This is a genomic window from Pseudomonas delhiensis, assembly GCF_900187975.1.
Taxonomy (GTDB): domain Bacteria; phylum Pseudomonadota; class Gammaproteobacteria; order Pseudomonadales; family Pseudomonadaceae; genus Pseudomonas; species Pseudomonas delhiensis.
Map to the genome: position 1 here is coordinate 23,438 of NZ_FZPC01000026.1, position 20,430 is coordinate 43,867.

At 69.5% G+C, this 20,430-nt stretch carries 18 protein-coding genes; 6 read left to right on the plus strand and 12 right to left on the minus strand.

The annotated features are described in order from the left end of the window. Position 1: 1 nt before the first annotated feature. The 6 genes from CHC02_RS22240 to CHC02_RS22265 form a co-directional block, all read right to left on the minus strand. A complete protein-coding gene (locus tag CHC02_RS22240) occupies positions 2–787 on the minus strand; it encodes an iron-containing redox enzyme family protein (protein WP_089393581.1) in 786 nt (261 codons plus the stop codon). Between the two features lie 62 nt (positions 788–849). Beyond that, positions 850–3,306: an EAL domain-containing protein gene (locus CHC02_RS22245; protein ID WP_089393582.1), complete on the minus strand. Its 2,457-nt coding sequence runs from the start codon at positions 3,304–3,306 to the stop codon at positions 850–852. Positions 3,307–3,817: 511 nt separating this feature from the next. Further along, positions 3,818–4,420, minus strand: a complete 603-nt coding sequence (locus tag CHC02_RS22250) for a DsbA family protein (RefSeq protein WP_167364819.1) — start codon at positions 4,418–4,420, stop codon at positions 3,818–3,820. A 39-nt stretch (positions 4,421–4,459) separates the two neighbouring features. Further along, a complete protein-coding gene (gene trhO / locus CHC02_RS22255; protein WP_089393583.1) occupies positions 4,460–5,401 on the minus strand; it encodes an oxygen-dependent tRNA uridine(34) hydroxylase TrhO in 942 nt (313 codons plus the stop codon). A gap of 110 nt (positions 5,402–5,511) precedes the next feature. Beyond that, positions 5,512–5,820, minus strand: a complete 309-nt coding sequence (locus tag CHC02_RS22260; protein ID WP_089393584.1) for a BolA family protein — start codon at positions 5,818–5,820, stop codon at positions 5,512–5,514. 13 nt (positions 5,821–5,833) lie between these two features. Continuing rightward, positions 5,834–6,379 (minus strand): DUF2059 domain-containing protein, encoded by a 546-nt coding sequence (locus CHC02_RS22265; protein ID WP_089393585.1) that lies wholly within the window; start codon positions 6,377–6,379, stop codon positions 5,834–5,836. 152 nt (positions 6,380–6,531) lie between these two features. On the opposite strand from CHC02_RS22265, the gene CHC02_RS22270 reads away from it, so the two are divergent. From CHC02_RS22270 to aqpZ, 4 genes are all read left to right on the plus strand, one after another. Further along, positions 6,532–7,545 carry a DUF2804 domain-containing protein gene (locus CHC02_RS22270; RefSeq protein WP_089393586.1) on the plus strand — a complete coding sequence of 338 codons (1,014 nt, stop codon included), beginning with the start codon at positions 6,532–6,534 and terminating at the stop codon, positions 7,543–7,545. Between the two features lie 97 nt (positions 7,546–7,642). After that, entirely contained in the window at positions 7,643–9,037 is a 1,395-nt protein-coding gene (locus tag CHC02_RS22275; RefSeq protein ID WP_089393587.1) for a class II fumarate hydratase, read from the plus strand. Next, positions 9,030–9,653, plus strand: a complete 624-nt coding sequence (locus CHC02_RS22280; RefSeq protein ID WP_089393588.1) for an NAD(P)H-dependent oxidoreductase — start codon at positions 9,030–9,032, stop codon at positions 9,651–9,653. The genes CHC02_RS22275 and CHC02_RS22280 overlap by 8 nt, the downstream gene beginning before the upstream one ends. Before the next feature lie 176 nt (positions 9,654–9,829). Then, positions 9,830–10,516 carry an aquaporin Z gene (gene aqpZ, locus CHC02_RS22285; RefSeq protein ID WP_089393589.1) on the plus strand — a complete coding sequence of 229 codons (687 nt, stop codon included), beginning with the start codon at positions 9,830–9,832 and terminating at the stop codon, positions 10,514–10,516. 371 nt (positions 10,517–10,887) lie between these two features. Here the strand turns inward: aqpZ and CHC02_RS22290 are convergent, their stop codons facing one another. The 4 genes from CHC02_RS22290 to CHC02_RS22305 all read right to left on the minus strand — a co-directional run bounded on the left by CHC02_RS22290 (position 10,888) and on the right by CHC02_RS22305 (position 16,126). Next, a complete protein-coding gene (locus CHC02_RS22290; RefSeq protein ID WP_089393590.1) occupies positions 10,888–13,446 on the minus strand; it encodes a TonB-dependent receptor in 2,559 nt (852 codons plus the stop codon). 109 nt (positions 13,447–13,555) lie between these two features. Continuing rightward, a complete protein-coding gene (locus CHC02_RS22295; RefSeq protein ID WP_089393591.1) occupies positions 13,556–14,497 on the minus strand; it encodes a FecR family protein in 942 nt (313 codons plus the stop codon). Then, a complete protein-coding gene (locus CHC02_RS22300) occupies positions 14,494–15,018 on the minus strand; it encodes an RNA polymerase sigma factor (RefSeq protein WP_089393592.1) in 525 nt (174 codons plus the stop codon). The genes CHC02_RS22295 and CHC02_RS22300 overlap by 4 nt, the downstream gene beginning before the upstream one ends. Positions 15,019–15,163: 145 nt before the next feature. Beyond that, positions 15,164–16,126, minus strand: a complete 963-nt coding sequence (locus CHC02_RS22305) for a DMT family transporter (protein WP_089393593.1) — start codon at positions 16,124–16,126, stop codon at positions 15,164–15,166. Positions 16,127–16,347: 221 nt separating this feature from the next. On the opposite strand from CHC02_RS22305, the gene CHC02_RS22310 reads away from it, so the two are divergent. Then, complete coding sequence (locus CHC02_RS22310; protein WP_089393594.1) at positions 16,348–17,307, plus strand: threonine dehydratase; 960 nt, start codon at positions 16,348–16,350, stop codon at positions 17,305–17,307. On the opposite strand, the gene soxR is transcribed toward CHC02_RS22310, so the two are convergent. Beyond that, complete coding sequence (gene soxR, locus CHC02_RS22315; RefSeq protein ID WP_089393595.1) at positions 17,280–17,768, minus strand: redox-sensitive transcriptional activator SoxR; 489 nt, start codon at positions 17,766–17,768, stop codon at positions 17,280–17,282. The two genes, CHC02_RS22310 and soxR, sit on opposite strands and share 28 nt — an antisense overlap. A 72-nt stretch (positions 17,769–17,840) precedes the next feature. On the opposite strand from soxR, the gene CHC02_RS22320 reads away from it, so the two are divergent. Beyond that, on the plus strand, positions 17,841–18,209 hold the full coding sequence (locus CHC02_RS22320; RefSeq protein WP_089393596.1) for an antibiotic biosynthesis monooxygenase family protein: 369 nt from the start codon (positions 17,841–17,843) through the stop codon (positions 18,207–18,209). A 286-nt stretch (positions 18,210–18,495) separates the two neighbouring features. On the opposite strand, the gene CHC02_RS22325 is transcribed toward CHC02_RS22320, so the two are convergent. Beyond that, complete coding sequence (locus CHC02_RS22325; RefSeq protein ID WP_089393597.1) at positions 18,496–20,103, minus strand: ABC-F family ATP-binding cassette domain-containing protein; 1,608 nt, start codon at positions 20,101–20,103, stop codon at positions 18,496–18,498. Positions 20,104–20,430 lie beyond the last annotated feature (327 nt).

Sequence of the window (20,430 nt, forward strand, 5' to 3'; positions counted from 1 at the left end):
TTCAGCCGGCCACGCGCACCTGCGGGCGGCGCGTGCCGCCGGCCAGTTCCCGGGCCAGGCAATGGTCCAGGAACAGCTCCATGTAGCGGAAGCTCTTGCAGACGGCCGCGCGCAGCGCATCCCAGCGCTCGGCGGAGACTTCCTGGCCGCACAGGGTGCAGATGATCTCCAGGGCCTCCCAGGGGTGGTCGTCGTCATAGTGGGCGTGCAGGCGCAGCCACTTCATCGCGCTCTTGCGCAGTTCCGCCGGCAGCGTCTGCTCGTAGGCATCGCTGGAGCAGACCAGCGCCGACCAGTCGCCGGTCACCCCTTCCACCGCGTAGTTGGTGGCCGCCATGGCCACCGCCAGGTCGTCCGAGGCGCTGCTGTGCCAGCACCAGTGGCCGAGGGCATGCAGCGCCTCGGGCACGTCCTGCGCGCGCAGCGCCGCCAGGCCCACGCCATAGGCTTCGGCCCAGCGCAGCCAGTGGTCGGCATGGTTCAGCTCGACGCGGATGTTGCGCATCAGCCAGCGCCGCGCCATGTCCTCGCCGGGGGAGCGGCCGAAACGCGTCTTCAGCAGGTTCTGCGACATGTACAGGGGGAACTGCTCGACCACCGGCCATCCGCCGATGAGGTAGGTGCGCATGCTCGCGGCGGACACCTGGCCGTCGCGCAGGCGCCGGTAGAACTCGTGCCCGGACACCGCGCGGCGGGCGCCTTCGCAGGCGGCCACCAGGTCCTGTGCCCACTGCGGGTAGCTGGTCAGGTCCTTCAGGGGCCCGACGCGGAGAAATGCTTCGTTCATGCTTGCCCATCCCTGTGCATCGATGAAATCGACCGCCAGCCTAGATGACAACCTGCCGGCTGTCACCGTCCGGAGGTCGTGTCCGGCTCCGCCAGGGCCGGCTCCGCCTGCCCGGAATAGTGGCGGCTGAACGGCTGCGGGCGGCCCACGGCGTAGCCCTGGGCATAATCGATACCGATTTCCCGCAGCACGTCGAGGATTTCCTTAGACTCGACGAACTCCGCCACCGTGCGCTTGCCCATGACGTGGCCGATCTGGTTGATCACCTGGACCATGGCGCGGTCGATGGGGTCCTCGAGCATGTCCTTGATGAAGCTGCCGTCGATCTTCAGGTAGTCCACCGGCAGGTGCTTGAGGTAGACGAAGGAGGACATGCCGGCGCAGAAGTCGTCGAGGGAGAAGCGGTAGCCCATGGCCTTGAGTTCGTGGATGAACTGGGTGGCGCTGACCAGGTTGGCGATGGCGCTGGTCTCGGTGACCTCGAAGCAGATGTTCTCCGGCGCCAGGCCGTAGGTCGGCTGCAGCTCGCGGAGCATCTGGATGAAGCTGGCGTCGCCGATGGTGGCCCCGGACAGGTTGATGGCGCAGGTGGCGATCGGCTCGCAGCCGGCCTCGCGGCGTTCGGCGAGGATCTCGAAGGCGCGGTTGGCCACCCAGCGGTCGATCAGCGGCATCAGGCCATAGCGTTCGGCCGCCGGGATGAAGTCGTTCGGCGGCACCAGACGGCCGTTCTCGTCCAGCACGCGCAGCAGCAGCTCGACGTGCAAGCCTTCCTCGGCCTGCGGGTCGACCGCCCGGATGGGCTGCGCGAACAGGCGGAAGCGATCCTCGTCCAGGGCCTGGCGGATGCGCTGGACCCAGGCCATCTCGCCGAAGCGCATGGACAGCTCGCTGTCGTCCGGGCTGAACACCTGGGCGCGGTTGCGGCCCTTTTCCTTGGCCAGGTAGCAGGCCATGTCGGCGCAGCGCAGCGCCTCCTCCACCGACACCAGCATGGCCGAGACGTGCACCACGCCAATGCTGACGGTGATGTTGAAGGGCCGCCGGTCCCAGATGAAGTGCAGACCCTCGACGCCCTGGCGGAGGTTCTCGGCGACCTGCTCGGCGACCTCCGGCGAGCAGTTCTCCAGCAATACGCCGAACTCGTCGCCGCCCAGGCGCGCCAGGGTGTCGCCTTCGCGCAGGCAGCCCTCGAGGATGCTGCAGGTCTGGCGCAGCAGTTCGTCGCCGGCGGCGTGCCCGCAGGTGTCGTTGACCAGCTTGAACTGGTCCAGGTCGAGGTACATCAGGCTGTGGCGGTCGTTGCGCTGCGCCGAGCGCTCCAGCGCCTGCTCCAGGCGGTATTCGAACTCGCGGCGGTTGCTCAGGCCGGTCAGGGAGTCGTGGGTGGCCTGCCAGGACAGGCTTTCCATGTACTGCCGCTCGCGGGTCATGTCGTGCAGCACCAGCGCCGCGCCGACGATGCGGCCGTCGACGCGGATCGGCGTGCCCACCAGGGTCACCACCACGCCGCTGCCGTCCAGGCGCTGCAGCAGCTTGCTGACTTCGCTGCCGGCCTCCACCTCGCCGCGCAGGACCTGCCCGACCAGCGCCAGGTCCTCTTCCTCGGAGGCCTCGTCGAGCATGCGCAGCAGCGACTTCAGCGGCAGGCCCAGGGCCATTTCGCTGTCCCAGCCGATCATGCGTTCGGCGGCCGGGTTGAGGTAGGCGATGTTGGCGTTCTCGTCGATGGTGATGACCGCGTCGCCGATCGCCGCCAGGGTCGTCTGGGCCCTCTCGCGCTCGCTGTCCAGGGCGTTCTGGAAGGCGCGCTGGGCCAGCAGCAGCTTGCGCGTGCGCCAGGCCGCCAGGAGGATCAGGGCCAGGCCGCTGGCGATGTTGGCCGCCAGCAGCAGGCGCATCACCATCCGCGAACCCTGGGCGAGCGCGGCGCTGAAGGCCATGGAGGCGGGGGTCACGCCTTCGTTGATGGCCTGGATGCGCTGGTCCCAGTAGCTGATGTCGCCGGGACCGACCTGGCCGGCCTGGATGCGCTGGTGCATCTCCTGGGCGATGGCTTCGAGCTGGTCGAGGTAGCGGTCGCCTTCCTTCCAGTGGCGCACCGCCTCGCTGAAGTAGCTGAAGCCGTGGAAGTAGCGGTAGAGCCAGATGATGGCGTCGACGTCGTCGGGATGGTTGCCGCCGGCCAGGATGCCCTTGCGCGCCAGTTCGTAGTCCGGCTGCGGGCTGTCCAGGGCGGTGCGCAGCAGGCGGTCGCCGAGGGGAATGGCGATGGCTTCCCGGTAGCGCCGGTAGTCGTCGGCGTCACGCGTCTCGCCGTAGCGCTGCAGGTAATGGATGGCGTCTTTCTGGCCCTTGGACCAGAGGCTTTCGCCGCCGACGTAGGCGCGCACGCCCGAAATCAGGTAAAGGCTGCCTACGCCGAGCAATCCCTGCAGCAGGACCACGGCGATGAACGGCCATACCAGCTTCCACAGCCGGGAATCATGGCGAATGCGGCTCTGCCCAGTTGCACCCATGGATATTGTCGGATTCCTTTCGAGTCCCTACCGCTGCGGCAGCCCGCCGTAGCCGGACTGGAGCGCAACGGCCCCTCCTTACTCTTAGTGCATGGTAGCCATTCCACAAGGCGGGGGTACAGGGCCCGCACCGAGGAAAATCGCAAAATTGTCCGACAAGATACCGGCGGCCGCCGCCTCCGCGGCCGCCAACCCCTGCGCCAGAGCCGTCGGTCAGCCGACGGGCGACAGTGCCGCACTTCGTCGGTGGTGGGCGTGCCGTTGCCGCAGGGCAATTCCGTTCGCGAACGCGAAGCGCAGCGATACGGATTCAGGATGTCGCCGAGCGATCAGGCCACGCCGGACGGCCCCCTCTCCCGCTTGCGGGAGAGGGCTGGGGTGAGGACGCGGGGTCGCCGGTGTGTCGTTGCCGCCGGGGAGTGCCGTTCGCGAGCAAGCTCGCTCCTACATTCTCCGGCAGGCACCATGCCCGTAGGATGGTGTTGAGCGAAGCGATACCCATCACCAGGCGTCAGCCCTGGCGGCCGCGCTCCAGCCAGCGCTCCAGCATCGGCGCCAGCTCCTCCAGCGGCTGGTAGCCGTTGGTCAGCAGGGCCAACTGGCCGTTGCGCTCGGCCAGCAGCGTGGGGAAGCCGGCGATGCCCAGGTCGCGGGCCCAGGAGAAGTCGGCCTGGGTCGCCAGGTGGTTCTCCTGGCTGTCGAACAGCTCGGCGAACTCGATGCGCGGCAGGCCGGCGCCTTCGGCCAGCTGCGCCAGGGTGGCGGCCTCGGTGACGTCACGGCCGTCGACGTAGAAGGCCTGCTGGATGGCCTTGACCAGCGCCCAAGCGGCGGCCTCGTCCAGGTGCCGGGCGGCGACCACCGCGCGGCAGGCCGGCTCGGTGTCGTAGACGAAGCCTTCGGGCAGCGCGCCCTCGAAGCGGAACGGCTGGCCGGTGGCCAGGTGCACCGCCTGCCAGTGCTCGAGGATGTAGCGCCGGGTGGCCGGCTCCAGCGCCGCGCCGTGGCCGGTGCGCAGCCCGCCCATGACCAGGGCCAGGGGCACGCCGGCGGCGCCCGCCTGCTCGATCAGCGCCTGGGCCACCGGGGCGAAGCCCCAGCACCAGGAGCACATGGGGTCCATCACGTAGAGCAGGCGGGCGTTGGCCACGGGTCAGTCCTCCAGGGCGACCTGCCGCGGGTCGCGGCCGATGGGGTGGGGCTGGTTGCGCAGCCTGGCCAGCTCGATCTGCTTCTGCCGCTCGCGGGCGCTGGCGCGGGTCTTCTCCGGCAGCGAGTCCCAGCAGTGCGGGCAGCTGATGCCCGGCGCGTAGTGCTCGCTGGCGCGGTCCTCGCTGGAGATCGGGTTGCGGCAGGCGTGGCACTGGTCGTAGTCGCCCTCGGAGAGGTCGTGGCGCACGGTCACCCGGTTGTCGAACACGAAGCAGTCGCCGCGCCACAGGCTCTGCGCCTCGGGCACTTCCTCCAGGTACTTGAGGATGCCGCCCTTGAGGTGGAAGACCTCCTCGAAGCCCTCGCCGAGCATGTAGCTGGAGGCCTTCTCGCAGCGGATGCCGCCGGTGCAGAACATGGCGACCTTCTTGTGCTTGGCCGGGTCGTAGTGGGTCTTCACGTATTCGGGGAAGTCGCGGAACGACTTGGTGCGCGGGTCGACGGCGCCCTCGAAGGTGCCGATGGCCACCTCGTAGTCGTTGCGGGTGTCGATCAGCAGCACTTCGGGGTCGCTGATCAGGGCGTTCCAGTCCTGCGGCTCGACGTAGGTGCCGACGCGGCGGTTGGGGTCGACGCCGGGCACGCCCAGGGTGACGATCTCTTTCTTCAGCTTGACCTTGGTGCGGTAGAACGGCTGCTCGTCGCAGTAGGACTCCTTGTGGTCGACGTCGGCCAGGCGCGGGTCGCCGCGCAGCCAGGCGAGCAGGCCATCGATGCCCTCGCGGGTGCCGGACACGGTGCCGTTGATGCCTTCCTCGGCGAGCAGCAGGGTGCCCTTGATGCCGTTGTCCAGCAGGGTCTGCAGCAGGGGTTCGCGCAGCGCGACGTAGTCCGGCAGGGAAACGAACTTGTACAGCGCCGCCACGACGATGGAGCGGGTCATGGGGTACATCCTCCAGTGGTCGCCCGCGTAAAGGGCGGACCGGGTCGGAAAAGACAACGCCGGCATCGGTTGCCGGCGTTGGCGCATTCTACCGCAAGCCGCGGGCAGCGTCAGTGGTCGTGCTTGCTGCCGCCGCGGCAGGTCGGCGAGTCGGGCGCGGCGCCCTGCTCGGCCCATTCCTCGGGGGTGTAGGTGTGCAGCGCGAGGGCGTGGAACTGGCCCATCAGCTCGCCGAGGGTGGCGTAGACCTTCTGGTGCCGCTTGACCGAATTCAGCCCGGCGAACGCCGGGCTGACGATCACCGCCTTGTAGTGCGTTTCCTGGCCGCGGCTGTGCATGTGGCTCTCGTCCAGCACCTGCAGGTGCTGCGGTTCGAGGCCGGCGGCCAGGGCGGACTGGATACGTTCCTGCATGCTCATGTCGCGGTTTCCGTCACTTCTTGGCCGGGGCCTTCACGCCCAGTTCCTTGTCCATGTCGGCCAGCAGCTTGTTCACCGGGTCGACGGCGGTCTGCAGCTTGGCCTGGGTCAGTTGGGCGGACTGCGCGGTCAGGCGCGGCATCTTCTGCAGGACCTTCTGGCCCAGCGGCGAGGCATAGAAGTCGTTCAGCTGCTTGAGCTCGGACTCGGTGAAGTTGTCGGAGTAGAGCTTGACCAGCTCCGGCTTGATCTTGTTCCAGCCCACCGCGCGGTCCAGCTCGGCGTTGGCCTTGGCCTGGTAGCGGTCGAGCACCGCCTTCTTGCTGTCCGGCGCCTTCGACTGGGCGAAGTGCTGGGCGAACATCTGCTGCACCTGGGCGTAGACCGGCACCGTGAGCTTGTCGGCGTGGACCTGCTTGAGGAACTTCTCGGCCTCGGCGGCCGAATCGGCCAGGGCCATGGAGCTGAAACCAACGAGGAGTGCGGCGGTGCAAAGCTTGCGAAGGGCGGTCATGGGCAGTCCTTGAGTCTGTCTGGTGTGTCCCTTGGGACCCGCCATTCTGCGCCTAAGTTCGGAATGCCCTCAAGCGGGAGTCGAGCAACGGCGTTTATGCCAGCCCGATGGCAGAAATGGCTGAAAGTTGCGGCCCGCTCTTGTCCTGCCAGCGGCGAATCGGCATGCTGGGTCAGATTGTCACATGGACGTGTTCGATGACCTCCCAGGCCCGCCTCACGCTGCCTCCCGCCCTACCGATGCTGTGCGATGCACGGGGCCACCTGGACCCGGGCGCCATCGGCTGGTCTTCGCGGCCGCTGCTGGACTGCGCCCTGCCCGGCCAGCGCGGCCGGCGCAAGCGCTGGAACCACTGGTGCCTGATCAGCCCCGGCTGGATGCTCTCGCTGACCATCGCCGACCTCGACTACCTCGGCTACGGCGCCCTCTACTTCCTCGACCTGGACACCGGCAAGGCCTACGCCCGCACGCAAATCTGCCCGCTGGGCCTGCGCTGCGAGCTGCCCGACCACCCCAACCAGAGCCATGCCTTCCACCACGAGCGCCTCAACCTGGGCTTCGACGACCAGGGCGCGCGCCTGCGCATCCACGCCGACGCCAGCGACCTGGGCGGCCTGCCGCTGTCCCTGGCGCTGGACGTGCAGCGTCCGGCGCACCTGGACTCGGTCAACCTGGTGGTGCCCATGGGCGGCAACCATTTCCACGCCTGCAGCCGGCAGATGGGCCTGCCCTTCACCGGCACCCTGCAGCTGGGCGACGAGACCTACCAGGCCCAGGCCGGGCAGAGCTTCGCCGCGCTGGACTTCGGCCGCGGCGTCTGGCCCTTCCGCAGCTTCTGGACGCGCGCCGCCTTCGCCGCCCCCGGCGGCATCGCCGGCAACTTCGGCTCGGGCTGGACCGACCACAGCGAGCACAAGGAGAACGCCCTGTGGTTCGGCGGCGAGTTGCAGCGCCTGCGCGGCGAGGTGGACATCCGCCAGGAGCCCAACGACCCGCTCGCCCCCTGGCGCCTGACCACGCAAGACCAGCGGGTGGACCTCGCCTTCACCCCGCTCAAGCTGCACGAGGCCTCGCCGCGCCTGGGCCTGCTCTACGCCCACACCAGCCAGTGGTTCGGCCACTACGACGGCTTCCTGCGCAGCGCCGCCGGCGAGCAGGTGCCGGTCAAGCGCGCCCTGGGCTGGATAGGCGCCACCCACGCCCGCTGGTAGGCCCGCCGGCAAGCTATCGGCGCCATTGACGCAGCGCGGAACCCGAACCCCGGTACAAGGCCTAAACTCCCTCAGACCATTGTGGGAGGACGCCTTCATGAAACGGACCGAAACCGACAGCCTGGGGCCCATCGAGGTCGACGAGCAGGCCTACTGGGGCGCGCAGACGCAGCGCTCGCTGGAGAACTTCGCCATCGGCGGGCAGCGCATGCCGCTGGCCGTGGTGTATGGCCTGGCGCTGATCAAGAAGGCCGCCGCGCGCATCAACGTGCGCCTGGGCGAGCTGCCGGCGGAGATCGGCCAGTTGATCGAACAGGCCGCCGACGAGATCCTCGCCGGCCAGCACGACGACCAGTTCCCCCTGGTGGTCTGGCAGACCGGCAGCGGCACCCAGAGCAACATGAACGTCAACGAGGTGATCGCCGGCCGCGCCAACGAACTGGCCGGCAACGCCCGTGGCGGCAAGGCCCCGGTGCACCCCAACGACCACGTCAACCGCGCGCAGAGCTCCAACGACAGCTTCCCCACCGCCATGCACCTGGCCGCCGCCCGCGCCGTGCACGAGGACCTGCTGCCGGCCATCGCCGAGCTGGTCGGCGGCATCGCCGCGCAGTCGGCGCGCCACGCCGACCTGGTGAAGACCGGGCGCACCCACCTGATGGACGCCACGCCCATCACCTTCGGTCAGGAGCTGTCGGCCTTCGTCGCCCAGCTCGACTACGCCGAGCGCGCCATCCGCGCCACGCTGCCGGCGGTCTACGAACTGGCCCAGGGCGGCACCGCGGTGGGCACCGGGCTGAACGCCCCGGCGGGCTTCGCCGAGGACATCGCCGCCGAGCTGGCCAGCCTCACCGGCCTGCCTTTCGTCTCGGCGCCGAACAAGTTCGCCGCCCTCGCCGGCCACGAGCCGCTGGTGACCCTCGCCGGCGCCCTGAAGACCCTCGCCGTGGCGCTGATGAAGATCGCCAACGACCTGCGCCTGCTGGGCTCCGGCCCGCGCGCGGGCATCGCCGAGGTGCGCCTGCCGGCCAACGAGCCGGGCAGCTCGATCATGCCCGGCAAGGTCAACCCGACGCAGTGCGAGGCGCTGTCGATGCTGGCCTGCCAGGTCATGGGCAACGACGCCGCCCTCAGCTTCGCCGCCAGCCAGGGCCACCTGCAGCTGAACGTGTTCAAGCCGGTGATCATCCACAACCTGCTGGAGTCCATCCGCCTGCTGGCCGACGGCTGCCGCAACTTCAACAGCCACTGCATCGCCGGCCTGCAGCCGGACGCCGAACGCATGGCCGAGCACCTGGAGCGCGGCCTGATGCTGGTCACCGCGCTGAACACCCACATCGGCTACGACAAGGCCGCGGAGATCGCCAAGAAGGCCTACAAGGAAGGCACCTCGCTGCGCGAGGCGGCGCTGGCGCTGGGCTACCTGACCGACCAGCAGTTCGACGAATGGGTCCGCCCGCAGGACATGCTGGAGGCCGGGCAGCATGGTTGAATCCGGCAAATCCGGCGCCACGCCCCTGGAGGGCGACGGCAAGCGCATCCTGGTGATCCTCGGCACGCCCAAGGCCGACGGCTTCTGCCATGCCCTGGCCGACGCCTACCAGCACGGCGCGCGCAGCCGCGACCACGTGGTGCGCACCCTGAAACTCGGCGAACTGCGCTTCGACCCGGTGCTGCGCGGCGGCTACGAGCGCAGCCAGGACCTGGAGCCGGACCTGCTCGAGGCCCAGCGCCAGGTGCACTGGGCCCAGCACCTGGCGTTCGTCTACCCGATCTGGTGGGGCGGCCTGCCGGCGCTGCTGCAGGGCTTCTTCGACCGGGTGTTCCTGCCCGGCTTCGCCTTCCGCTACCGCACCCCGCAGGACCGCGAGTGGGAACCGCTGCTGGGCGGGCGCAGCGCCGACCTGCTGGTGACCCACGACCAGACGCACTGGCGCTACCGCCTGCGCCAGGGCGCCCCGGCGCACCGCCAGATGGTGCGCTGCATCCTCGGCCCGTGCGGCATCGCCACCCGCCACCTGGAGGAGTTCAGCCCCATGCGCGGCGCCAGCGAAGAGCAGCGCCAGGCGTGGCTCAAGCGCGCCGAGCAGTTGGGCGCGCAGGTGTGAAAGCCTGGGCCGGCGGCCTGTCTGGCCGCCGGCCCGAGGTGTACTATCTGATCGCTACAGCCTGGTTCCAGGGCTTTTTAGGACCTCTCCTAAAGCCATCCCCGCCCGTCCTCCCTAGCATGCCAGCCCGCGGCGTCGCCCAATCCCGGCGCCACGCCGATTCCTGGGAGGGAAACATGTTTCGCAAACTCGGTGCCGAACTCGTCGGCACGTTCTGGCTGGTCTTCGGCGGCTGCGGCAGCGCCGTGCTGGCCGCGCAATTCGGCAATGTCGGCATCGGCCTGCTCGGCGTATCGCTGGCCTTCGGCCTGACCGTGGTGACCATGGCCTACGCCGTGGGGCCGGTCTCCGGCGGCCACTTCAACCCGGCGGTGAGCCTGGGGCTGTGCGTCGGCGGCCGCTTCCCCGCCCATCAACTGCTGCCCTACGTGCTGGCCCAGGTGGCCGGCGGCCTGCTGGCGGGCGCTGCGCTCTACTGCATCGCCAGCGGCGCCGCCGGCTTCGACCCGCTCAAGGGCTTCGCCGCCAACGGCTACGCCGAGCACTCGCCGGGCGGCTACAGCCTGCAGGCGGTGCTGCTGTGCGAGGTGCTGATGAGCGCGGTCTTCCTGTTCATCATCATGGGCGCCACCGACCGCGACGCCCCGGCCGGCTTCGCGCCGCTGGCCATCGGCCTGGCCCTGACGCTGATCCACCTGGTCAGCATCCCGGTCAGCAACACCTCGGTGAACCCCGCGCGCAGCCTGGGCGTGGCCCCCTTCACCGATCCCTGGGCGCTGCAGCAGCTGTGGGCGTTCTGGGTCGCGCCGCTGGCCGGCGGGGTGCTGGGCGCGCTGGCCTGGCGGCTGATCCGCGGGCGTTGAGCGCCCCTGGACGGAGTCCGCTCCTATAGGAGAAATACGGCATTCCCAGCGAATGTAGGAGCGCGCCCTGCCCGCGATTCGCGCGCAGGGCGCGCTCCTACAGGGAATGACATCGGCGCTCGGGCTTTCCCCTCTCCCCAGCCCTCTCCCTGAAGGGAGAGGGGGCTAGTCCGTGCCGAGAAGGGAAATGGAGTCAGTTGGGAATCCCGCAGTTGCCGGCTAACGCCGAAACACCCGCGCACGCCAAACGGTCCCCTCTCCCTTCAGGGAGAGGGTTAGGGAGAGGGTGCTCTTCGGAACTCACCTCCCCCGGCAAACACAACGCCCCATAGGACGGGCCGAGCAAAGCGATCCCCATCGCCACCACAACCTCAGAAGTACTGAGTCACACTGAACTTCGCATTACGCCCCTGGCTGTACACGTTGTCCCCCGACAGCGCCGGGTGGTAGTCGCGGTTGAACAGGTTGTCCACCGTGAGGTTCAGCTCGGTGTTCTCCAGGCCCAGGCGGCGCGGCTTCCAGCTGGCGAAGACGCGCTGGGTGTCGTAGCTGTCGTTGGCCGTCTGGTCCCAGTAGCTGTCGCCGGCCAGGGTGCCCATGCCGCCGGAATACTTGTCGCTGGGCAGGCGGTCGGTCTGGCGGACGAACTCGCCCTGCCAGCCCATCTGCGCATCCCAGTCGGGGAACTTCACGCCGAGGGTCGCCACCCATTTGGCCGGCGGCACGTCGCGGGCCCAGACGTTGGGACCCCAGGGGTTGCTGTAGGCGCCGTCGTGCCTGCCTTCCACCCAGCTGTACGACAGCCCGGCGAACAGCCGCTCGCTGTCGTAGAAGCTCTCGATCTCGAAACCCTTGTAGGTCGCCCCCGGCAGGTTGCGGTAGTTGCTCAGCGGCAGCATGCCGGCGCAGCTGCCGCCGATGCTGCCGTCGTCGATGGACTGCTGCTCGCAGGCCACGCTGCGGGTGCGGAAGATCTCGTCCTTGATCTTGTTCTGGAACAGCGTGGTGCGCACCTGCAGGTTGTCGCCGGCGACGAACAGGTCCGGCAGGTTGACGATGTTGCCCAGGCGCAGGGCGTGGATGCGCTCGGCGTCGAGGCCGCGGCTGGTGGCGCTGATGGTGCTGCTGTTCTGCACCTCATATTGCTCGTCGATCACCGGCGCGCGCCAGGTGCGCGAGTAGTCGGCGAAGAAGGCCACGCGCTCGGTGGCGGTCCAGAACAGCGACAGGCGCGGCGACCAACCGCTGTAGGTCTGCGCGCTGTAGTCGTGGCCCTGGGCCGGGTTGTCGTAGAGCGGCGCGTCATTGGCCTTGCCGGCGTTGCGCACCTGGTCGAAGCGCAGCGACGGGGTGACGGTCACGCTGCCCCAGGTCAGCGCGTCCTGCACGTAGGCGCTGCGGGCGAGCTGCTTGCCGCTGGGCATGAAGGCCGGCTGGAAGCGGCCGTAGTTGTAGCGCGCGGTGTCGTAGGTGGAGCCGGGGATGTACATCTGCGTGTCGCGGGTGTGCTTGTGCAGCTGCGCGCCGACGGTGAAGGCGTGTTGCAGCGGCCCGGTGTCGAACAGGCTGGTGTTGCGCAGCTCCAGCACCTTGTCGCGGTAGTCGGTGTCCATCTTCTGCCCGCCGGTGGCGACCTGGAAGAAGGCATCCGGGTTGCGCTCGTCGGTCTGCTCGACGTGGGACTCGGAATACTGCAGCAGCAGGTCCACCAGCGGGTTGTCGATGGGGTGGTACTGGTACTTGCCGGACCAGGTGGTGTCGGTGGTGTCGCGGTGCGCCAGCAGGCGCTTGAGCGCCGCCTCGTAGCCGTACTTGTCGATGCTCGACTGGGTCGGCGGGGTCGGGTAGCTGGCCGAGGAGAACGGCGTCCAGCGGGTGCTTTGCGAACGGCTGTAGGCGAAGCCCAGGTCGTTGTCGGGGTTGGGGTGCAGGTTCAGCTTGAACAGCCCGGCGTCCAGGTCCTGGGCGCTGTTGGGCAGGCGCTGCGGGTTGATCGGGTAGCGCCCCTCCGGGTCGGGGATGTGCCCGGCCAGCTTGATGTCGCGGCCGTCGCGCGCGGTGTAGTAGGCCAGGGCGTCGACCTTGCGGTCCTCGCTGCGGCCGTAGACGGCGCCGCTGTAGATCTTCTGCTGGTCGTTGGAGTGGTAGCCGTACTTGAGCATGGCGCCGACGTCCTTGCCGTCGCGCAGCAGGTCGCCGGCGTCCTTGGTCTTCATGTGCACGGTGCCGCCGAAGCCGCCGTTGCCGTTGAACACCGAGTGCGGGCCCTTCTCCACCTCGATGCGCTTGATCAGCTCCGGCTCGATGAACACGGTGCCCTGCTGGTAGCGCTCGAAGCCGCTCTTGGGCGCGCCGTCGAGGGTGAAGGGCACGTCCTCGGCGTCGCCCAGGCCCCAGATGTTGACGGTCTGCCCGCCGGGCTTGGGCGAGCCGCCCAGGCTCACCCCGGGCAGGGTGTCGAGCAGGCTGGGGATGTTGTCGGCCTGGATGCGCTCGATGTCCTTGCGCGTCAGGGTCGAGCGCCCGACGCTGCTGGCGTCCACCGACTGGCCGGTGCCGACGATGGTCTGCGCGTCCAGTTGCAGGGCGTTGTCCTGGAAGGCATCGACCTTGCCGCGGCGGCGCACCACGAAGCCCTGGCCGGCCTCCACCAGCTCCAGCGAGGTGCCCTGCAGCAGGCGCTCCAGGGCTTCGCGCACGCCGTAGCGGCCCTGCACCGCCGGCGCCTGCAGGCCCTGCAGCTGGGCCTCGTCGAACAGCACCTGGACCTGCGCCTGCTCGGCCAGCTGGCCCAGCGCCGCGCTCAGCGGCTGCGCCGGCAGCGCCAGCTGCAGGTCGGCGCCGCGGCTGTATTCGGCCAGCAGCAGGCCGCCGAGCAGCGCCGCGCAGGCCAGTGGGCGGGAAAGCGGAAGGGTGAAGCGAGACAACATGACGAGTCCTCCCCGGGGACGATAGGGCCGCATGATCGCGGCGAACGACGGGGAAGACGCGAAAATGCGAAGAACCCACACCTGCGAATGAAAATATTTCTCCTTTCCGTCAGCGCGGCAGGACCAGGGCGCTGCCGTCGGCCTGCCGGCGTACGCGCACGTCCGCCAGCGCCGGCAAGGCGGCGAGGAAGTCGTCCAGGCGGGCGATGCGCACGCTGCCGGACAACCGCCGCTGCGCCAGGCGCGGGTCGCCCAGGCGGATGGGCGACCCGCGGTAGCGCGAGAGTTCCTCCACCAGCTCGCCCAGCGGCCGCTCGCGGAAACGCAGCAGGCCGTCGCGCCAGTCGGCGACCCGGTTCGGGTCGATGCGTTCGACTTGCAGCGCGCCGTCGGCGGCCACCCGCGCCAGGTCGCCGCGCACCAGGGGCTGTTCCCGCGCCTGGTCCAGCCGCGGCTGCAGGGCCACCTTGCCGTCGTTGACCGCCACCTGCAGGCCGTCCTCCGCCAGGCGCAGGTCGAAGCGCGTGCCCACCACGCGCACGCGACTGTCGCCGGCGCGCACGCGGAACGGCCGGGCGCTGTCATGGGCTACCTCGAAATAGGCTTCGCCGCGCAGCAGCCGCACCTCGCGATAGGCGCCGCTGAAATCCACCCGCACTGCGGAGTCGCCGGCCAGGAACAACTGCGAGCCGTCGGCCAGGCGCAGCTCGCGCTGTTCCCCGGGGGCGCTGGCCTGGCTCAGTTGCGGGTCCACCAGCGGCCGGCCCCAGGGCATGGCGCCGAGCAGCACGGCAGCCAGCACCGCCGCGGCAGTCGCCAGGCCGCGCCAGTGCGGCATACGGCGAGCCGGCGCCAGGGCCGGGCGCGGCAGCAGATCGAAGTCGTCCCACAGGCTTTCGATGGCGCGGTAGGCGCGCTCGTGCGCCGCGTCCTCGGCCAGCCACTGGCGCCAGGCCTGGCGCTCGCGCTCGTCGGCACCGGCACGCAGGCGGCTGAACCATTTGGCGGCCAGTTCGTCGATGATCCTCTGTCGCTCCTGCTGCGGGCTCATGCCTCGTCCTCTCCTTGCATCTGCCGCTTGCAATGCAGCAGGGCAGCAGCCACGTGCTTCTCCACCATGCTCAGGGATATCCCCATGCGCTGCGCCACCTCGGCCTGGGACAGGCCGTCGAACTTGTGCAGCACGAAGGCCTCGCGGCGGCGCGGCGGCAGGCTGTCCAGGGCCGTGGCCAGGTGGCGCAGGTAGCGCTGGCGCTCCAGTTGCTGCATGGGTTCGCGGCCCTCGCTGGCCGGCTCGGCGGTTTCCTGCGCCTGGCCGTCGGCGGCGGACGGGCGCCGGCCGTCCTGGCGGCGCCAGTGGTCGCGCAGCAGGTTACGGGCGATCTGGAAGAGGAACGCGCGCGGCTGCCGCACCTGCTGGCGCGAGGCGGACTTCAGCCACTGGGCGAAAGTGTCCTGGGCCAGGTCCGCGGCATCGGCCGAACTGCCCAGGTTGCGGTGCAGAAAGCGCAGCAACTCGCCATGGAAGGCCTGGTAGGCCTGCGCCACCGAGTGGCGGAAGCCTTCATCCACGGCCCCGCCCCCGCTGCCTCGCGGCCCTGTCGGCCGCCCTTCCCGCATTCACGATAACGTCCCCGCACCGGCTTCATCCGCGCCGGACCACTGCTGCAATTTCGCAAATGATAATGCATATCACTCGCAAAATTAAAGGGACGGCTCAGGACGACAGCGCCGCCCTCGCCCGCCGCGCCCGGTAGCTACGCAGCAGCGACGGCGCCAGCGCGGTCAGCGCCGAGCCCGAGACCACCAGCAGCGCCCCCAGGTAGGCCAGGCCGTTGAGGCTTTCCGGTTGCAGGTGCCCGGGCCACAGGCTGGCCGCCACGGCCACGCTGGCGATGGTCACCAGGGGCGTCAGCGCCAGGGTCGCGCTGACCCGCGAGGCTTCCCAGTGGGCCAGGGCCTCGGCGAAGGCGCCATAGGCCACCAGGGTGTTCAGGCAGCAGGCCAGCAGCAGCCAGGCCTGCACGCCGTTCAGCAGCAGCACCTGCTGCGGCTGCGCCCAGGGGCTGAGCAGCAGCGCACAGCCGAGGTAGATCACCATCATCACCTGCAGCGAGTTCCACTGCGTCAGCAGCTGCTTCTGCGCCAGGCCGTAGAAGGTCCAGACGAAGGCCGCCAGCAGGACGATGAGCACGCCCAGGGTGTAGTCGCCCAGCGAGCCGAACAGCTCCCCGAGACGCTGGTTGAAGAACAGCGCGAAGCCGCCCAGCAGCACCAGCAGGCCCAACCCCTGGCCGAGGCTGAAGCTCTCCTTGAAGACAAACAGGCTGCCGAGCAGCAACAGGATGGGCGCGATCTGGATCACCAGTTGGGTGGTCCCCGGGGTGAGCAGGCGCAGGCCGACCAGGTAGAACACGTAGTTGCCGGTCAGCCCCAGCACCGCCAGCAGCACCAGGCCGCCGCCGCGCCGGCCCAGCGGGCGGAAGCGCGGCAACTGCCCGCGCACGGCCAGCCAGACGAACAGCACGCCGCCGGCGGCCACCAGGCGGAACCAGGTGACGGTGACCGGGTCCATCACCTTCAGGACTTCCTTCAGCTTGATCGGCAGGATGCCCCAGAGCACGGCGGTGACCAGGGAGAGGAACAGGCCGAATTGCCAGCGGCCGGAGGAAACGTGCATGGAAGACAACCCTTCGCGTGTGCGGTCAGCCATGCTATGCCAGCGCCGGGGGCGCTCGACAGGAACAGTTCGGCGGCACAACTGTACCGGTCCGGCGGCACACTCGGACGCCCGCGGCCGGAAGCCCCGCTACGGGCCGGAAAAAAATCCTCTTCCCAGCTGTACCTGTCGCATCTTCGGCACGCCGCCCTAGACTGGCTTCTTCCCATAGGAGAACCCCCATGCCGCTCAGCCTGCCCGCCCTCGAAGCCGCTGCCGCCATCGTCCACCGCAGCCTGCCGCCCACCCCGCAGATCCGCTGGCCCCTGCTGGTGGAAGCCCTGGGCTGCGAAACCTGGGTCAAGCACGAGAACCATTCGCCGGTGGGCGCCTTCAAACTGCGCGGCGGGCTGGTCTACTTCCACCACCTGGCGGCCCAGGCCCCCTGCCCGGCCGGGGTGATCAGCGCCACCCGCGGCAACCACGGCCAGTCCATCGCCTTCGCCGCGGCGCGCCTGGGCATGCCGGCGACCATAGTCGTGCCCCACGGCAACAGCCGCGAGAAGAACGCCGCCATGCGCGCCCTGGGCGCCAACCTGATCGAGCACGGCGAGGACTTCCAGGCCGCCCGCGAATACGCCGGTGAACTGGCAGAGCGCGACGGCCTGCACCTGATCCCCTCGTTCCACCCCTGGCTGGTGGCCGGGGTGGCCAGCTACAGCCTGGAACTGCTGCGCGCCCTGCCCGGCCTGGACGTGTGCTACGTGCCGGTGGGCATGGGCTCGGGCATCTGCGGGATGATCGCCGCGCGCGACGCCCTGGGCCTGAAGACGCGCATCGTCGGCGTGGTCTCCAGCCACGCGCCGGCCTACGCGCTGTCTTTCGCCGCCGGCGAGCCGGTGTTCCACGCCACCGGCACGCAGCTGGCCGACGGCATGGCCTGCACCACGCCGGAGCCGAATGCGGTGGCGATGATCCGCGGCGGCGCCGACCATTTCGTCCAGGTCAGCGACGCGGAAGTCGGCGCGGCCATGCGCCTGCTGTTCACCGCCACCCACAACGTCGCCGAGGGCGCCGGCGCCGCTGCGCTGGCCGCCGCCCTGCAGGAGCGCGAGGCGCTGCGCGGGCTGAAGGTGGGCCTGGTGCTCAGCGGCGGCAACGTCGACCGCGAGGTCTACGCCCGGGAACTGTCCGGCGGCTGAGCCGGCCCCTGCCAGTGCGCCCCCGGTCCTTCCTGCGCCAGCCTGTCGCCGGGGTTGCGCAGCGGGCAGCTCTCCAGCGACAGGCAACCGCAACCGATGCAGCCGTTGAGCTGGTCGCGCAGCAGCACCAGCCTGGCGATGCGTTCGTCCAGGTCGTCGCGCCAGCGCGCCGACAGCCGCGCCCAGTCGGCGGCCATGGGCGCGCGAGCGCTGGGCAGGCTGGCCAGGGCCTCGGCGATCTCGTTCAGCGGAATGCCGACGCGCTGCGCCACCTTGATCACCGCCACCCGGCGCAGCACGTCGCGCGGGTAGCGGCGCTGGTTGCCGGCGTTGCGGGTGCTATGGATCAGCCCCCTGGCCTCGTAGAAATGCAGCGCGGACACGGCCACGCCGGCGCGCCTGGCCAGCTCGCCGACGCTCAGCTCATGGGGTACGTGCGGGTTCGAAGGTTTTCTCGGCATGGCGGGCTTGACCTCAAGTTAAGTTGAGGTTTTACCCTCGCCTGCGTCTGCCTTCAAGCCCAGGAGCCACCCATGATCATTCCCAGCGCCTACTGCAGCACCAACGCCGAACACGCCGAGAGCCCGGCGCATTTCGCCCTGCTGATCGACATCGAGGTGGCGACGGCGCAGCAGGCCGACATCGCCGAGCGCCTGGGGCGCTACCTGGAACAGCTGCGCGAGCTGTTCCACCAGGCCCCGGGCTACCTGGGCGCGGAACTGCGCGCCAGCGACGACGGCCGGCACCTGCTCGGCTGCGTGCACTGGCGCAGCCGCGAGGACTGGGAAGCCGCCTGGGACTGCGGCGCCACCCGCAGCGAGCTGTTCAGCGACAGCCTGCTGCGGCTGGGCGCCAGGAGCATCCACTTCGACAGCTTCCTGGTGGCGGAGCGATTGGCCTGAGGGCCGTCGTCCGTCCTACGCCGAGCTGCTTTTCGTAGGATGGGTTGAGCCTTGGCGAAACCCATGCGGCCATGGCGTTTCCCCTGTGGCGTATGCGGCCCATGGCCGCGAATCGCGCGCAGGGCGCGCTCCTACAGGTGAATCCGGGGGTGCTCTTCGTAGGAGCGAGCTTGCTCGCGAATGAGCCCCGCAGCGGAGTCTGTTCGCGAGCAAGCTCGCTCCTACGAGAAGCCGTGCTCGCCTGCAATGTAGTCCGCGAGCTGGCCACAGCGACCGGGTAGAGCCGCTAGGGCACCGCCCAGCACCAACCCTCGGCACCGGCCTGCAGTCGGCCGTCCAGCTCCAGGGCGGCGAGGAAGGCCTCGTCGTGGGAGACCACCAGCAACGCGCCACGGTACTGTCGCAGCAACGCTTCCAAGGCCTCCAGGGCCGGGAGGTCGAGGTGGTTGTCCGGCTCGTCGAGCAGCAGTAATTGCGCCGGCTGTTCGGCATACAACTCGCAGGCCAGCGCCGCCTTGACCCGCTCGCCGCCGCTGAGCATTGCCGCGGGTAGTTCGATGCGCGCGGCGCCCAGGCCCATCCGGGCCAGGCGCGTGCGCAGGTCGGAAGGCGCCATGCGGCGGTTGCGCTCCAGCAATGACTGCAACACCGAGCGATCCGCGCGCAGGCTGTGCAGATGTTGGTCCAGATAGGCCGTGTGCACCGTCGTCTCGCAGTAGCCGGCGAGCGGCGCCAGGTGGCCGGCCACGACCTTGAGCAGGGTCGACTTGCCGCAGCCATTCGCCCCGGTCAGGGCCAGCCGGCGAGGCCCGCAGAGCTGCAGGTCGAGCGGGGCACGGCAGGTGCCGAAGGGCAGGCGCAGCCCTTCCAGCACGAGCACCCCGCGTTGCGCCGGCAGCTCGCAATCCGGTGCATCCAGCACTACCTCGGCGTCCTGGCGCACCCGTGCGAAGGCTTCGCGCACCTCGTCGTCCAGTCGCTCGCGGCGCTCGCCGTGCTGGCCATGCAGCCTGGCAATGCTGGCCTGGCTTCGCTCCTTCTGGCGATCCACCAAGATGGCCGTCTGGTTGGCTTCGCGAGCCTGATGCCGCCCCCTGGCCTGGCGGCGCTCCTGGCGCTCGCGCTGGGCCTGCATTGCGCGTTGCTGGCGTTCACGCTCCAGCTTGCGCTGCTGCAACTCGCGCAGCGCGCCATCGCGCTCCAGGTGGTACGCCTCGCGATAGGCGGAATAGCCCCCGGCATAGCTGCGCAGCCCATCCGCCGACAGCTCCAGGATGCGCTGCATCCCTTCCAGCAACAGGCGGTCATGGCTGACCAGCAACAAACCGCCACGCCAGCGCTGCAATTGTTCGTGCAGAGCCTCGCGGGCGGGCCGGTCGAGGTGGTTGCTGGGTTCGTCGAGGATCAGGCAGTCGGCCTCGCTGAGCCAGGCACCGAGCAAAGCTACCCGCGTGGCTTCGCCACCGCTCAGGCGTGCCGCCGGGGTTTCCGCGTCCAGGTGGCCGAGACCGCTGGCGGCCAGCTCCGCCTCCAGGCGCTGACGGATGTCCCAGCGGCCATCGAGCGATTCGTAGTCCGCCGCCTCCACGCCACCGGCCTCGATACGTGCCAGGGCCTGCAAGGGAGCCGCCACGCCGGCAAGCTCCGCCACGCTGGCAGTGCTCGCCGGGTGCTGCGCCAGGTAATGCACACGCCCCCGGCGCAGGCAACGCCCGGCGCTGGGCGCCAGTTCGCCGGCGAGGATGCGCGCCAGCAGCGACTTGCCCACGCCGTTACGCCCCACCAGCCCGGTGCGGCGCTCGTCGAGGCTTTCGTCAATATCGCGGAAGAGGATTTCGCCAGTGGACAACTGGCAGGTGACGCCTTGCAGCGCCAGGGTGAAGGGGCTCGTCATACCGACTCCAATGGATGCCATGAATCCCCCAGGGCATAGAGCCTGGGACGGAAACGGGCCGTGCGGGCACGGCGGCATCAATTGCGCATCGGACGAACACCTCGCAAAAGGGAATGAAGTGCGCACTATAAAGAGCGACAGCCACGGCTGTCAGCCCCCAGCAAGACGAACGGAATCAGTGCGGGTACTGGCGCCGCCGGATTGGGAAGCCATCGGGGACTGCGGCACCTGGGAGACCAGGAGCATTCATTTCGACAGCTTCCGGGTGGCGAAGCGGTTGGCCTGAGGGCCGTCGTCCGTTACCGCGCCGAGGTCTTCGTAGGATGG

What these genes read in the sequence shown, in the direction of transcription:
- CHC02_RS22250 (WP_167364819.1), bottom strand. Translation starts at nt 4,420, where the DNA reads ATGTGCTCCTGGTGCTGGGGCTTCGCCCCGGTGGCCCAGGCGCTGATC.
- CHC02_RS22310 (WP_089393594.1), top strand. Translation starts at nt 16,348, where the DNA reads ATGCCGCTCAGCCTGCCCGCCCTCGAAGCCGCTGCCGCCATCGTCCAC.
- aqpZ (WP_089393589.1), top strand. Translation starts at nt 9,830, where the DNA reads ATGTTTCGCAAACTCGGTGCCGAACTCGTCGGCACGTTCTGGCTGGTC.
- CHC02_RS22260 (WP_089393584.1), bottom strand. Translation starts at nt 5,820, where the DNA reads ATGAGCATGCAGGAACGTATCCAGTCCGCCCTGGCCGCCGGCCTCGAA.
- CHC02_RS22290 (WP_089393590.1), bottom strand. Translation starts at nt 13,446, where the DNA reads ATGTTGTCTCGCTTCACCCTTCCGCTTTCCCGCCCACTGGCCTGCGCG.
- CHC02_RS22270 (WP_089393586.1), top strand. Translation starts at nt 6,532, where the DNA reads ATGACCTCCCAGGCCCGCCTCACGCTGCCTCCCGCCCTACCGATGCTG.
- CHC02_RS22295 (WP_089393591.1), bottom strand. Translation starts at nt 14,497, where the DNA reads ATGAGCCCGCAGCAGGAGCGACAGAGGATCATCGACGAACTGGCCGCC.
- CHC02_RS22275 (WP_089393587.1), top strand. Translation starts at nt 7,643, where the DNA reads ATGAAACGGACCGAAACCGACAGCCTGGGGCCCATCGAGGTCGACGAG.
- CHC02_RS22280 (WP_089393588.1), top strand. Translation starts at nt 9,030, where the DNA reads ATGGTTGAATCCGGCAAATCCGGCGCCACGCCCCTGGAGGGCGACGGC.
- CHC02_RS22320 (WP_089393596.1), top strand. Translation starts at nt 17,841, where the DNA reads ATGATCATTCCCAGCGCCTACTGCAGCACCAACGCCGAACACGCCGAG.
- CHC02_RS22245 (WP_089393582.1), bottom strand. Translation starts at nt 3,306, where the DNA reads ATGGGTGCAACTGGGCAGAGCCGCATTCGCCATGATTCCCGGCTGTGG.
- trhO (WP_089393583.1), bottom strand. Translation starts at nt 5,401, where the DNA reads ATGACCCGCTCCATCGTCGTGGCGGCGCTGTACAAGTTCGTTTCCCTG.
- CHC02_RS22240 (WP_089393581.1), bottom strand. Translation starts at nt 787, where the DNA reads ATGAACGAAGCATTTCTCCGCGTCGGGCCCCTGAAGGACCTGACCAGC.
- CHC02_RS22305 (WP_089393593.1), bottom strand. Translation starts at nt 16,126, where the DNA reads ATGCACGTTTCCTCCGGCCGCTGGCAATTCGGCCTGTTCCTCTCCCTG.
- CHC02_RS22325 (WP_089393597.1), bottom strand. Translation starts at nt 20,103, where the DNA reads ATGACGAGCCCCTTCACCCTGGCGCTGCAAGGCGTCACCTGCCAGTTG.
- soxR (WP_089393595.1), bottom strand. Translation starts at nt 17,768, where the DNA reads ATGCCGAGAAAACCTTCGAACCCGCACGTACCCCATGAGCTGAGCGTC.
- CHC02_RS22265 (WP_089393585.1), bottom strand. Translation starts at nt 6,379, where the DNA reads ATGGCGGGTCCCAAGGGACACACCAGACAGACTCAAGGACTGCCCATG.